Below are 13141 nucleotides of genomic sequence, written 5' to 3'. Positions count from 1 at the left end.
CGCGACGGGTGTCACGGGTGAAACACTCCGGGTAGCACTGTCACCGACTTCCCCCGAGGTGTCATGCCCGTTCCGACGCTTCCGACCCCGCCCAACCGGTTCGTGGGCCGTGAAGACGACGTGAAAGAACTGGCCGAGCTCGTCTCGGTCTGCCGGTCGGTCACGCTCTGCGGAACCGGCGGCATCGGCAAGACCCGGCTGGCGCTGCGCGTCGCCGAGAGCACAGGCGGATCGTTCGGCGACGGCGTCTGGCTGGCGGAGCTCGCCGACCTCGCCGAGGAGACCACCCTCCTGCAGCGGCTCGTCTCGGTGCTCGGCCTGAACGTGCAGAGCGGCGCCAGCACCTACGACGAGGTCGCCGCCGCCCTGTCCCAGGGACGGCAGCTCCTGGTCCTCGACAACTGCGAGCACCTGATCGACGCGTGCGCCGTGCTCGCCGACAGGCTCCTGGCCTCCTGCCCGTCCCTGACGATCCTCGCCACCAGCCGGGAGCCCCTGCGCATCCCCGGTGAGACGCTGTGGCGGGTCCCGCCGATGACGCTGCTGCCGTCGCCCGACAACGCCCCGAGCGACGCCGAGCTGCTGTTCCTGGAGCGGGCACGGGCCGCCGCTCCGCACGAGGAGTTCGACCGGGCGTCCGTGCAGTCCCTGTGCTCCGCCCTCGACGGCATCCCGCTGGCGATCGAGCTGGCGGCCGCGATGACCAGGGTGCTCTCCGTCTCGCAGATCACCGAACGGCTCTCCGACCGGTTCGCCCTGCTCAGCGGCGGCCCCCGCACCGCCCCCGCCCGGCAGCAGACGCTGCTGGCGACCGTCGAGTGGTCCGACGACATGCTCAGCGCCGACGCTCGGGCGCTGGTCAGACAGCTGACGGTCTTCCGCGGCGGCTGGACCCTCGATCTGGCCGAGGCGGTCTGCACCGACGTCGAGGACCTGCTCGGGTCGATGACCGAGCTCGTCGACAAGTCCCTGATCCTCGTCGACGGGCGTCCCGGCGGCCGGACCCGCTACCGGATGCTCGACACCGTCCGCGACTTCGCCAGGAGCGCCATGACCGAGGAGGAGGAGACGCGGCTGCGGATCCGGCACCTCGACTGCATGGCCGCGCTGTCCCGGGAGGGCGGCCTGCTGGTCGCCCACGGGCGGACGGGGATCCAGCGCTTCTACGTGGTGTTCGAGGCGATCATCCCCAACCTGTTCCACGCGGTGGCCTTCGCCGACGCCACCGGCCGTCCGCGGACCGGGCTCCGCGCCCTGACCGACATGCAGTTCGCCATTCTCGGCCACGGCAAGTTCGAGGAGTACCTCAACGGCCTCGACCGGATGCTCGCCCACGCCGACATCGAGCCCTGGCTGCGCGGCCGCGCCCTGGCGATCCGGGCGATGATCGGTGCCTACTGCGGCGACTACGCGGCCGCCGCCAAGGCCTGCGCCGAGGCGATCCCGCTGTCGACGGGGCCCAAGGGCCGCCCGGCCCTGAGCCTCGCCTCCCTCCTCGCCGGCGTCCTGGAGGTCGAGGGCGGGCTGACCGGCGAGGAGGTCATCGCCAGGGCGAAGGCCGACGGCGATCTCGGCATGCGGGTCGTCGCCCACCTGGTGGGAGCGCAGGCCGCCCAGCGGCGCGGAGCCCTGCGGGAGGCCGCCGAGTCCTACGACAAGATGGTCGCCCTCATCGCCAAGGACAACTACTGGCCGCGCGCCATGGGGATCATCGGCCTGGCCGAGGTCGCGGAGGCGCGCGGCGACCTGACCGCGGCCCTCGAGCACTACGCGAACGCCAAGGAACTGCTGTTCGACGCCGAGGACGCCATCGATCACCGCAACGAGCGGATCCGCTGCCTGACCGGGCTCGGGCGGGTCGCCCTGCGCACCGGCGACCGGGCGCGCGCCGCGACGCTGCTCCGGCAGAGTCTCGAGCTGTTCCGCGGGCTCGGCATGCGGGCCTACGCCTGGGAGCTCGTGGCGGCCCTGTCCCTGCTGGCCTCCCGGGAGGGCGACCACGCGCGGTCCGTCGTGCTGGCCGGGGCCGCCGACGCGCTGCGCGAACGCACCCCCACGGCCGAGGGCGGCGCCGAGGAGATCCTCGACCCCGCCAGGAAGTCCCTCGGCCAGGCCGAAGTCGACCGGCTCTGGCGCGAGGGCCGGCTGATGCCGTGGAACCGGGTGGTGGCACGGGCCCTGGCACCGTCCGAGGCGCGGGTGATCGATTTTCCGCAGCCCGGTCCCGGCACCGGGCAGGTGCCCCGCGGGCCGCTCACCGAGCGGGAGAGCGAGATCGCCGCGCTCGTCGCCCGCGGGCTGTCCAACCGGAGGCTGGCCGAGGAGCTGTACATCAGCCAGGCGACCGCGGCCCGGCACGTGTCGAACATCCTGGCCAAGCTCGGCTTCAGCTCCCGCGCCCAGATCGCCTCCTGGGTGGCCGCCCACCAGGTGGAGCGCTGAATGGGGGCGACCCTGCCGCACGCCGCCAGCGCGTTCATCGGCCGCACCGACGACGTCACCGAACTCGTCGGGCTGGTGCCGGCGTGCCGGCTGGTCACCCTGTGCGGGCCCGGCGGCATCGGCAAGACCCGGCTGGCGGTGCGGGTCGGCCAGGAGACCGGGGCCGCCTTCGGCGACGGCGTGTGGCTGGTGGAGCTGGCCGACCTGCACGACGGCGGCCCGCTGCTGGAACGCCTCGCCTCCTCCCTCGGCCTCGACCCCGTGCCCGGCACCGACGTGCCGGGCGGCGGCTTCGCCACGGTCTCCGCGGCCCTGTCCACCGGGCGCCAGCTTCTGATCCTCGACAACTGCGAGCATCTGGTCGAGGCCTGCGCGACGCTCTGCACCGACCTGATGGCCGCCTGCCCCTCCCTGACGATCCTCGCGACCAGCAGGGAACCGCTGCGGATCCACGGCGAGAACCTGTGGCGGGTGCCGCCGCTGGCGCTCCAGCCCGCAGCCCCCTTCGTCCGCAGCGACGCCGAGTCCCTGTTCCTGGCCAGGGCGGGGGCAGCCGCTCCGCACGCCGACTGGTCGGCGGTGCGGGCCGAGACCGTCCGGGACCTGTGCGCCCAGCTCGACGGCGTCCCGCTGGCGATCGAGCTGGCGGCGGCGATGACCCGGGTCCTGTCGGTCGAGCAGATCGCCGATCTGCTGTCCGACCGGTTCCGGCTGCTGCGCGACGGTCCCCGCACCGCTCCCGCCCGGCACCGGACCCTGCGCGCGACCGTCGAGTGGTCGCACCAGATGCTCGGCGACGACGCCCGCACCCTGCTGCGCCGGCTCACCGTCTTCCGCGGCGGCTGGACCCTGAGCCTGGCCGAGGCCGTGGCCCCGGACGTCACGGACGTGCTCGGTTCCCTCACCGATCTGGTCGACAAGTCGTTCGTCCTGGTCGACGGCCGTCCGGGCGGGCAGACCCGCTACCGGATGCTCGACACCATCCGCGACTTCGCCCGCGACAAATTCACGCCCGAGGAGGACGCCACGCTGCGCGGCCTCCATCTGGACGGCATGGCCGCGATCGGCGTCGTCTGCTCCGACCTCGTCACCCGCCAGGACCCCGACCGCAGGCCCGAGCTCCAGCGCTACTACGCCATGTGCGAGGGCGTCCTCCCGAACTTCTTCGCCGCGCTGGACTTCGCCGCCGCGAGCGGGCGCACCGCGACCGGCCTGAAACTGCTCACCGACATCCAGCTCGGCGTTCTCGGTCACGGCATGTTCGAGGAGTGGCTGACCGTCCTCGACCGGCTGCTGGGCGCCGAGGGGACCGAGTCTGTGCCCGACGCCCTGCGCGGCAAGGCGCTGGCCTTCCGGTCGATGATCTGCCTGTTCTGCGGCGACCTCGACGGCGCCGCCCTGGCCGCCTCCCGGGCCCTCCGGTCGTGCTCGGAGACGGAGGGGCGGTCCGGGCTGGTCGCCGCCTCGGTCGTGGCCCACGTTCTCGGCCTGCCGGGCGGGCTGAGCGCGGAGCGGGCCCTCGCCGTCGCCCAGGAGGACCGCGACCGCGGTCTGCAGTACCTGGTGCACTACGGCATCGGCCAGGCGGCGCAGTTCGCCGGCCGGCTGCGCGAGGCGGGCGAGGCCTACGACCGGATGCTGGAGGTCCTGCGCGGCGCCAACGACTGGGGCATGGCCCTGGGCCTCATCGGGCTCGCCCAGATCTCCGAGACGCGCGGGGATCTGCCCGCCGCGCTGCGCCACTACGAGATGGCCCGCGAGCTGCTGTTCGACCCCGACTTCTCCATCGACTACCGGGGCGAGCGGATCCGCTGCCTGATCGGGCTCGGCCGGGTCGCGGCGCGCGTCGGGGACCATGCCACCGCCGGGGTGCGGCTGCGGGAGGGCATCGAGCTCTGCCGTGAGCTGGGCGTGCGCGTCCACGGCCGCGAGCTCGTCGAGGCGCTGGCCCAGCTGTCGCTGCGGCAGGGCGACCATGTGCGGGCCGTCCTGCTCGCCGGGGCCGCCGACGCCCTCACCGACGCGGCCGCCACGACCGGTTCCCCCGGCATCCTCGGCCCGGCCCGAGCCGCCATCGGCGCCGCCGAGGTGACCCGGCTGTGGTCGCAGGGCCGGGTCATGCCATGGAACCGGGTCGTCGAGCAGGCGCTCACGCAGGCCGGGCCGCCCCAGCCCGACCGGGTCGCGCTGATCCGGCCGGACGGGCTGCTCACCGACCGCGAGACCGAGGTCACGCTGCTGGTCGGGCGGGGCCTGTCCAACCGCCGGATCGCCGAGGAACTGACGATCAGCCAGGCCACGGCCGCCCGGCATGTGTCGAACATCCTGGCCAAGCTCGGGTACTCCTCGCGGGCGCAGATCGCGACCTGGGTCGCCGAACAGGCCTGACGGGGCCATGTCCAGGACGGGATCCGGTCGCGTCTACATATGTCGCTACACATATCAGGCGATGTGCTGGGCGGCGGGGAATGCGAACCTCGGTCCATGAATCTTCCCCCCGCCGACGATCGTCCCGCGCTGATCGACATGGAGGTCGGCGTCAGCCTCAGCCGGCGGCGGCTGGCCTCCGAGATCACCGGGGTGGCGACGGGGCTGCGCGCCAGGGGCACCAGGCCCGGTCATGTGGTGGCCGTGCTGACGGACACGATCTCGGCGCACGCCCTCGCGGTGCAGACCATCCTGGCGGCGGGTGCGGTGGCCGCGCCGCTGACCGTCCCGGACACGGCGGAGGACCTGGCACGGCGGCTGACCGACCTGGACGCCCGGATGATCGTCACGACGCCGAAACTCGCCGGCCTGGCGGTGGAGGCGGCCGAGTTCTCGCGGGTCCGGCAGGTCGTGTGCTTCGGTGAGGCCGAGGGCACGGTCGACTTCGCCTCACTGCACTCCCGGGGCCCGATCATGCTGCCGGGACCCTCGCCGCTGCGCGACGCCCTCGTCCTGCCGGACGGGCGGCGCCTGAACCACGCCGACCTGTTCTCGATGATGAACCGGATGGACGAGCCGCTGCGCCTGCTCCCGTCCGACGTGGTCCTGGTCGGCTGGTGCCCCGACGCCTCACCGCATCTCTCGGCCCTGATCGCCCTCGTACTGGCCAGGGGCGCGCTCCTGGTGGCCGGCGGCCTGCACGACGCCCGCCTGGTCACGGTGGTGGCCGAGCCGGGACGCCCCCCGCAGCGCATCTGAGGCGCCCTCGCCCGCCACCCCTCCCACCACCGATAACGATCCGGTCACCACCTCTTGCCCAAAGTTAGGAAAGGACCTTAACGTTCTCCTCCAAGCAAAGGTTAGGAAACTTTCCGAACCTTCGCGTCGAGAGGAGACGGCATGCGCACCCCTGGCGTCCCGCGCCTCCTGCGCGCCATCAACGACCGGGCCGCGCTGGAGCTCCTGCTGTCGCAGGGGCCGCTGACCAGGCCGGAGATCGGCAGACTGACCGGCCTGTCGAAGCCGACCGCCTCGGCGATGCTCGCCCGCCTCCAGCAGGCGGGGCTCGTCGTGCTCGACGGCGTCCGCGAGGGAGCGACCGGCCGGTCGGCCGAGCTGTACCGGATCAACGCCGAGGCCTCCTACGTCTGCGGCCTCGACGTCTCCCCCCTGCGGATCGCGGCCGAGGTCGCCGACCTGTCGGGCCGGGTCACCGGCTCCTTCGTCCTGGAGACCCCCGGCCGCTCCGGAGTGGACGCCGCCGCCCGGGCGGTCGCCGCGGCCGACGGCGCCGCCGCGGCGGCCGGGCTGTCCCGCGACCGGCTCGACCAGGTCGTGATCGCGATCCAGGGCGCCATCAACCCCGGGACGGGACGGCTGGCCTACGCCGCCCACATTCCCGGCTGGCAGGGCCCGGACCTGGTCCAACGGCTCCAGGAGTCGCTGGCCCTGCCGGTCATGGTGGAGAACGACGTCAACCTGGCCGCGCTGGCCGAGGCGGAGCACGGCGTCGCCCGGGACGTCCCGTGCTTCGTGCACGTCTGGGTCGCCGACGGCATCGGCATGGCCGTCGTGATCGGCGGCGCCCTGCACCGCGGCGCCACCGGAGGCGCGGGCGAGATCGCCTACATGCCGGTGGCGACCGCGCCGGTCATGCGCCATCCGCGCCGCACCCACACCGGTGGCGTCCAAGCGTTCCTGGGACGCTCGGCGCAGCTCAGGCTGCTGCGTGAGCACGGGGCGCGCGGCACCGACCCCGCAGCGATGATCACCCGTGCCCCGGGTTCCGCGCTCGACGCCCTGGCGGAGCGGTTCGCCTTCACCCTCGCCCCCGTCGTGGGAGTCCTCGATCCGTCCCTGGTCGTCCTGGCCGGGGATCTGGCCACCGCCGGCGGCGAAGAGCTGCGCCGGCGGGTGGAACACGAACTCCACTGCCTGACCGTGCCCCGCCCCCGGGTCGCGCTCAGCGCCCTCGAAGCCGACCCGGTCCTGTCCGGCGCCCTCCTCGCGGCGCTCGGCAGGGCCCGTGAAGAGATCTTCTCCCGTTCCCTCCCGATCCCCCAAGGAGAACAGCAGTGAGAACCCGTCCGATCGCAGCGGTGGCCCTGACCGCCGCGCTGGCCCTCGCCGGATGCACCTCCGGCGCCAAGAGGACCGACGTGAACACCGGTCCCAAGGCCGAGGAGCAGCAGACCATCGAGGTGTGGCACGGGTGGACGGCCGACCAGGAGGTCGCCGCCATCCAGCACGTCACCGACATGTTCACCGCCAAGCACCCCAACATCAAGGTCAAGCTGGTCAAGGGCATCCAGGACGACAAGATCACCCAGGCGATCCGGGGCGGCAACGCGCCCGACGTCGTGTCGTCCTTCACCACCGACAGCCTCGGCGCCTGGTGCAAGACCGGCGCGTGGCAGGACCTCGGCCCCTGGAAGCAGAAGGACGGCCTCGACCTGGCGAAGTACTTCCCGCAGGCGATCCTGGACTACACGCGGTTCAAGGGCACGCAGTGCGCGATGCCGCTGCTGTCGGACACCTACGGCCTCTACTACAACAAGAAGCTGATGGAGGGGAACCAGCCTCCGAAGACGGCCGCCGAGATGCTCGCGCTGGCCAAGAAGCTCACCAAGTTCAACCCCGACGGCTCGATCAAGGTCGCCGGCTTCATCCCCTCGGCGTCCTACTACGAGATGATCCCCGACCGGGTCGGCCCGACCTGGGGCCTCACCTGGTTCGACGACCAGGGCAGATCGAGCGTCGCGACGGACCCGCAGTTCAGGGAGTTCGCCGAGTTCAACAGGGCGCTCGTCGACTTCTACGGGTTCGCCAAGATGACCAGGTTCATCCGCAGCCTGGGCCAGGAGTTCGAGAAGAACAACCCGTTCCAGGCCGGCAAGGTCGCGATGGCCATCGACGGCGAGTGGCGCACCAAGTTCATCCAGAACGAGGCCCCCGACCTGGACTACGGCACCGCACCGGTGTTCACCGCCGACAACAGGGCCGCCAGCTACGGCGCCGGGTTCCTGTCGGGCACCCTCATCGGCATCCCGAAGGGGTCCGAGCACGCGCAGGCGGCGTGGGAGTTCGTCAAGTTCCTCACCACCGACACCGACGCCCTCGTCTCCTTCGCCAACGAGATCGGCAACGTGCCCAGCACGTTCGAGTCGGCCGCCTCGCCGAACCTGAAGCTGCCCGAGCAGTTCAGGACCTTCACCGAGATCTTCAAGAACCCGGGGAGCAAGTCCAGCCCGCCGACCGTGAACGGCAACGCCTACATCACCGACACCCAGAAGTTCCTCGCCGAACAGTGGGAACCGGGCAAGGTCACCGATCTGGACAAGAGCCTCACCGACCTCGCCACGAAGATCGACAAGGCCATCAAGCTGGCGGGCGGCTGATCCGCCGATGACCTCCGCATCCCTCGCCGGGACGCGGAGCCCGGCGGCGTCGCGCGAGCGGCGCCGCCGTCGGCTCCGGATCCTGATGTTCCTGTCCCCCTGGCTGATCGGATTCGCGTTCTTCTTCGCCTATCCGCTGCTGGCCACCTTCTACTTCTCCTTCTTCCGGTACGACCTGTTCACCCTCGAACCGGTCGGCCTGGACAACTGGAAGTTCTTCTGGACCGACGCCGACGCCCACCAGGCCCTGCTCAACACGCTCTGGCTGGTGGCCGTCATGGTGCCGCTGCGGGTGCTGTTCGGCCTGGGCATCGCCCAGCTCCTCACGCATGTCAAGCGGGGCGGCGGCCTCCTGCGGGCGATCTTCTACCTGCCCTACCTGCTGCCGCCCGTCGCGGGGGCCGTCGCGTTCGTGTTCCTGCTCAACCCGGCGACGGGCCCGATCAACTCGCTGATCGACGGCGTGCTCCTCGGCCCGCTCAACTCCGTCCTCGGCACGCACTGGACCGCCCCCGACTGGTTCAACGACCCCTCCTGGTCCAAGCCCGGCCTGACGCTCCTCGCGCTCTGGTCCGTCGGCGACGTCATGATCATCCTGCTGGCGGCGCTGCTCGACGTGCCGAAGTCGCTGTACGAGGCCGCCTCCATCGACGGGGCCGGCGCCTGGCAGCGCTTCCGCCGGATCACGCTGCCGACCGTCCAGCCGGTCCTGATGTTCGCCGCGGTGACGGGCGTCATCCAGACCCTCCAGTACTTCACCCAGGCGATCGTCGCGGGGAAGGTCGCCAGCGGGCAGACCGACCTCCCGGGCCAGGTCCTGCTGCCCGGCTACCCGAACGGGTCGACGCTGACCTTCCCCCAGTGGCTCAACGACGAGGGCTTCCGCCAGTTCAACATGGGCTACGCGAGCGTCCTGTCGATCATCCTGTTCGCCATCTCCATGTTCTTCACGCTGTTCCTGCTGCGCAGCTTCAGCGCCTTCGGCGAGGACGAGGCATCATGACCGTCACCGTGGACCGGCCCCTGCCGGCCTCCCAGCAGCGTCCAGCGCGCAGGCCCCGCCGCACGCGGCTCACCCTCTACTGGATCGCCCGGCACTCCCTGGCGATCACGCTCGCGATCATCTTCCTCGCGCCGTTCTTCTTCCTGTTCCTCACCGCGGTCATGACCGACGACGAGGCGCTGTCGGGGTCGCTGTGGCCGTCGCGGTGGGCGTGGTCGAACTTCGCCGACGTCTTCGGCTCCGACATGTGGCTGTGGATCCGCAACACCTTCATGTACGCGGCCCTCGCCACGATCTTCATGCTGATCTCCAGCGTCCCGGTGGCCTACGCGATGGCCCGGTTCCGGTTCAGGGGACGCAAGCTGTCGTTCGTGCTGGTCATCACGATGATGATGCTGCCGCCGCAGGTGACGGTCGTGCCGATGTACATCGTGTGGTCGCGGTTCGGCCTGACCGGGACGCTCTGGCCGGTGATCCTGCCGCTGCTGTTCACCGACGCCTTCTCGATCTTCCTGCTGCGGCAGTTCCTCATCACCATCCCCAAGGACTACGCCGACGCGGCCAGGGTCGACGGCTGCGGCGAGTTCCGGACCATGTTCCGGATCATCCTGCCCATGGCCAGGCCCGCGATCGGCGCGGTGGCCCTGTTCCAGTTCTTCTACGCCTGGAACGACTACTACGGCCCGCTGGTCTACGCCAGCCAGGACCCCGGCAGCTGGACGCTCGCGATCGGGCTGGCCTCCTTCCGCGCCCAGCACCACGTCGAGTGGAACCTGACCATGGCCGCCACCGTGGTCACCGTCGTACCGGTGATCGTGGTGTTCTTCCTCGCCCAGAGGGTGTTCATCCAGGGCGTCACACTGACGGGAGTCAAGGGTTGAAACTCGTTGTCATCGGGGGCGGCTCCACCTACACACCGGAGCTGATCGACGGGTTCGCGCGGCTGCGCGACACCCTGCCCCTGTCCGAGGTCGCGCTCGTCGACCCCGCCGCCGACCGGCTGGAGCTGGTCGGCGGGGTGGCGCGGCGCATGTTCACCAGGGCCGGGCATCCCGGTCTGGTCACCACCACGACGTCGCTGGAGGAGGCGGTGCCCGGCGCGGACGCCGTCCTCATCCAGCTCCGGGTCGGCGGGCAGGCCGCCCGCAACGTCGACGAGACCTTCCCGTTGGCCTGCGGCTGCGTGGGACAGGAGACGACCGGGGCGGGCGGGCTCGCCAAGGCGCTGCGAACCGTCCCGGTGGTGCTGGAGCTCGCCGAGCGGGTCCGCGCGCTGTCGCCCGAAGCATGGCTGGTGGACTTCACCAACCCGGTCGGGATCGTCACGCGGGCGCTCCAGCGGGCCGGGCACCGTGCGGTCGGGCTGTGCAACGTCGCGATCGGGTTCCAGCGCCGGTTCGCGGCGAACCTGGGGGTCGACCACGCCCGGGTGCGGCTGGACCATGTGGGGCTGAACCATCTGACCTGGGAGCGGGCGGTCTACCTGGACGGCGTGGACGTCCTGCCGTCCCTGCTGGACCGGCACGGCGACGAGATCGCGGCCGACGTCGGGCTGCCCGCCGCGCTGCTGCGGAGGCTCGGGGTGATCCCCTCCTACTATCTGCGCTACTTCTACGCCCACGATCTGGTGGTGCGGGAGCAGCTCGCGTCACCGCCGCGGGCGCAGGAGGTCGCGGCGATCGAGCGAAAGCTGCTCGAGATCTACGCCGACTCCACCGTCGACACCAAGCCCGAGCTGCTCGAGCAGCGGGGCGGGGCGTTCTACTCCGAGGCGGCGGTCGACCTGGTGGCGTCGCTGCTGGGTGACCGGGGCGACACCCAGATCGTCAACGTCCGCAACGACGGCACGCTGCCCTTCCTGGCCGACGACGCGGTCATCGAGGTGCCCGCGAGGGTCACCGCGACGGGGGCGGCGCCGTTGCCCGTCGCACCGCTACATCCGCTGATGGCGGGCCTGGTCGCGCATGTCGCGGCGTACGAGGATCTCGCTCTGGAGGCCGCGCTGCACGGCGGGTTCGAGCGGGTCGCCACGGCGCTTCTCGCCCATCCGCTCGTCGGGCAGGCCGACGTCGCCGACCGGCTGGCCGGCGATCTCATCGCCGCCGACCGCGACCACCTGTCATGGGCATGAGCCTCCTGGCCGTGGACGGCGGCAACAGCAAGACGGACGTCGCCGTGGTGACGGCCGAGGGCGAGGTCCTGGCGACGGCCAGGACGGGGGGCTTCCAGCCGCACGATGACGGGGTCGGTGGTGCGGTCGACGTGCTGGCGGGGGCCGTCGAGGAGGCTCTCGACCGCGCCGGGCGGCCGGAGATCGCGCACATCGCGGCCTACCTGGCGGGCGCGGACCTGCCCGAGGAGGAGGTCGCGCTGCGCAAGGAGATCCTGAGCCGGGGTTGGTCGCGGGAGGCGACGGTCGGCAACGACACGTTCGCGCTGCTGCGGACGGGCACGAGCCGTCCGTGGGGAGTGGCGGTGGTGTGCGGGGCGGGCATCAACGCCGTCGGGATCGGCCCGGACGGATCCGTGGCACGCTTCCCCGCGCTGGGGATGCTGTCGGGCGACTGGGGCGGCGGCGAGGACGTCGGCGACGCCGCCCTGTTCCACGCCGTCCGCGGCGAGGACGGCCGGGGCCCCGCGACCACCCTGACGGGGGCGGTCGCCGCGCACTTCGGCCGGTCGACGGCCGTGGACGTGGTCTTGGCGGTGCACGGCGGCGAGCTCGACCGGGATCTTCTGCTCGACCTGACCCCGGTCCTGTTCGCCGAGGCCGCGGCGGGTGACGCCCTGTCGCTCCAGACGCTGCACCGGCTGGCGGACGAGGTCGTCGGCATGGCGGAGGTGGCCCTGCGCCGCACCGGCCAGCTCTCCTCGCCCGTCGAGATCGTCCTGGGCGGCGGGCTCCTCGCCGCCCGCGATCCCCTGCTGGCCGCGGCGCTCTCGGCGGCCTTCACCCGGCTGGCACCCGCCGCGACCCTCGTCTACGCCGACGCCCCGCCGATCCTCGGCGCGGCCCTCCTCGGCCTCGACCATCTGGCCGCGGCTCCGGCCGCCCACGAGCGGCTCAGGGCGTCCTGGCCCCGCTGATCCACCGGACCGGCACCGCCCTCAGGCGGTGCCGGTCACCAGCAGGGCGACAGCGGTGAAGTGCATCCCGTACCCCACCACGGTGAAGGCGTGGAAGACCTCGTGATAGCCGAACACCGCGGGCACCGGGTCGGGCCGGCGCAGCGCGTAGACGACACCGCCCGCGCTGTAGGTCAGGCCGCCCGCGACGGTCAGCGCCGCCACCGCGGGTCCCGCCTCCGAAATCAGGCGCGGCAGCAGCAGGACCGCTCCCCACCCGAACGCCAGGTACAGCCCCACCGTCACCCATCGCGGCGCCCGGTGCCACCCGATCCGCACCGTGATCCCCGCGGCCGTCGCGGCGCCCACGGCCACCAGGGCCGCGGCCCGTCCCCGCCCGTCCAGGCAGGACAGCGCGAACGGCGTGTAGCTCGCCGCGATCACCAGGTAGATGTTGGCGTGATCGAGCCGCCGCAGCGCCAGGGAGACCCGGGGCGTCCACCGCCCCCGGTGGAACGCCGCCGACACCCCGAACAGCAGGACCGACCCCAGCACGAACACCACCGCCGCCAGCCGGTGAGCCAGCGTCGACCCCACCGCCACCAGCACGGTCCCGGCCACGAGCACCGGCGGGAACACCGCCGCGTGCAGCGCCCCCCGCAACCGGGGCCTGACCCGAACCCAATTCCCCACGACCCGGTCCGCACCCGCGTCGCCATCCAGCAGAACCACGCCCTGCCACCCCCCGCCCACAGAATGCCACCAACCCGGCGGCATCCCGGAGAGGCGCGACGACGCCCGTCCT

The 13141-nt window shown here is 72.1% G+C and carries 10 protein-coding genes; 9 read left to right on the top strand and 1 reads right to left on the bottom strand.

Annotation, left to right across the window (positions count from 1 at the left end; genetic code table 11):
• Positions 1 to 63 precede the first annotated feature (63 nt).
• The 9 genes from ABD785_RS10350 to ABD785_RS10310 all read left to right on the top strand — a co-directional run bounded on the left by ABD785_RS10350 (position 64) and on the right by ABD785_RS10310 (position 12357).
• Positions 64 to 2442: an ATP-binding protein gene (locus tag ABD785_RS10350; RefSeq protein ID WP_344825325.1), complete on the top strand. Its 2379-nt coding sequence runs from the start codon at positions 64 to 66 to the stop codon at positions 2440 to 2442.
• A complete protein-coding gene (locus tag ABD785_RS10345; RefSeq protein ID WP_344825322.1) occupies positions 2443 to 4830 on the top strand; it encodes an ATP-binding protein in 2388 nt (795 codons plus the stop codon). It abuts the gene before it with no gap.
• 96 nt (positions 4831 to 4926) lie between these two features.
• The gene (locus tag ABD785_RS10340; RefSeq protein ID WP_344825319.1) at positions 4927 to 5628 is read left to right on the top strand and encodes an AMP-binding protein; all 702 of its coding nucleotides are present in this window, start codon (positions 4927 to 4929) and stop codon (positions 5626 to 5628) included.
• Between the two features lie 141 nt (positions 5629 to 5769).
• Positions 5770 to 6948, top strand: coding sequence for an ROK family transcriptional regulator (locus tag ABD785_RS10335; RefSeq protein ID WP_344825316.1), 1179 nt, complete (start codon positions 5770 to 5772; stop codon positions 6946 to 6948).
• Positions 6945 to 8267, top strand: a complete 1323-nt coding sequence (locus ABD785_RS10330) for an extracellular solute-binding protein (protein WP_344825313.1) — start codon at positions 6945 to 6947, stop codon at positions 8265 to 8267. Before ABD785_RS10335 ends, ABD785_RS10330 begins: the two co-directional genes overlap by 4 nt.
• 7 nt (positions 8268 to 8274) lie before the next feature.
• On the top strand, positions 8275 to 9270 hold the full coding sequence (locus tag ABD785_RS10325; protein ID WP_344825310.1) for a carbohydrate ABC transporter permease: 996 nt from the start codon (positions 8275 to 8277) through the stop codon (positions 9268 to 9270).
• A complete protein-coding gene (locus ABD785_RS10320; protein ID WP_344825307.1) occupies positions 9267 to 10151 on the top strand; it encodes a carbohydrate ABC transporter permease in 885 nt (294 codons plus the stop codon). Before ABD785_RS10325 ends, ABD785_RS10320 begins: the two co-directional genes overlap by 4 nt.
• On the top strand, positions 10148 to 11401 hold the full coding sequence (locus ABD785_RS10315) for a 6-phospho-beta-glucosidase (RefSeq protein ID WP_344825304.1): 1254 nt from the start codon (positions 10148 to 10150) through the stop codon (positions 11399 to 11401). Before ABD785_RS10320 ends, ABD785_RS10315 begins: the two co-directional genes overlap by 4 nt.
• Positions 11398 to 12357: an N-acetylglucosamine kinase gene (locus ABD785_RS10310; protein WP_344825301.1), complete on the top strand. Its 960-nt coding sequence runs from the start codon at positions 11398 to 11400 to the stop codon at positions 12355 to 12357. The genes ABD785_RS10315 and ABD785_RS10310 overlap by 4 nt, the downstream gene beginning before the upstream one ends.
• A 21-nt stretch (positions 12358 to 12378) precedes the next feature.
• On the opposite strand, the gene trhA is transcribed toward ABD785_RS10310, so the two are convergent.
• Positions 12379 to 13068, bottom strand: coding sequence for a PAQR family membrane homeostasis protein TrhA (trhA, locus tag ABD785_RS10305; RefSeq protein WP_344825298.1), 690 nt, complete (start codon positions 13066 to 13068; stop codon positions 12379 to 12381).
• Positions 13069 to 13141 lie beyond the last annotated feature (73 nt).

Source organism: Actinocorallia longicatena, assembly GCF_039534125.1.
Taxonomy (GTDB): Bacteria; Actinomycetota; Actinomycetes; order Streptosporangiales; family Streptosporangiaceae; genus Actinocorallia; species Actinocorallia longicatena.
Note: the sequence above shows the minus strand (reverse complement) of the source record. Positions and strands in the feature narration are given on the sequence as shown.

Coding starts and splice junctions, on each gene's coding strand:
- ABD785_RS10350 (WP_344825325.1), top strand. CDS start 64: ATGCCCGTTCCGACGCTTCCGACCCCGCCCAACCGGTTCGTGGGCCGT.
- ABD785_RS10345 (WP_344825322.1), top strand. CDS start 2,443: ATGGGGGCGACCCTGCCGCACGCCGCCAGCGCGTTCATCGGCCGCACC.
- ABD785_RS10340 (WP_344825319.1), top strand. CDS start 4,927: ATGAATCTTCCCCCCGCCGACGATCGTCCCGCGCTGATCGACATGGAG.
- ABD785_RS10335 (WP_344825316.1), top strand. CDS start 5,770: ATGCGCACCCCTGGCGTCCCGCGCCTCCTGCGCGCCATCAACGACCGG.
- ABD785_RS10325 (WP_344825310.1), top strand. CDS start 8,275: ATGACCTCCGCATCCCTCGCCGGGACGCGGAGCCCGGCGGCGTCGCGC.
- ABD785_RS10320 (WP_344825307.1), top strand. CDS start 9,267: ATGACCGTCACCGTGGACCGGCCCCTGCCGGCCTCCCAGCAGCGTCCA.
- ABD785_RS10310 (WP_344825301.1), top strand. CDS start 11,398: ATGAGCCTCCTGGCCGTGGACGGCGGCAACAGCAAGACGGACGTCGCC.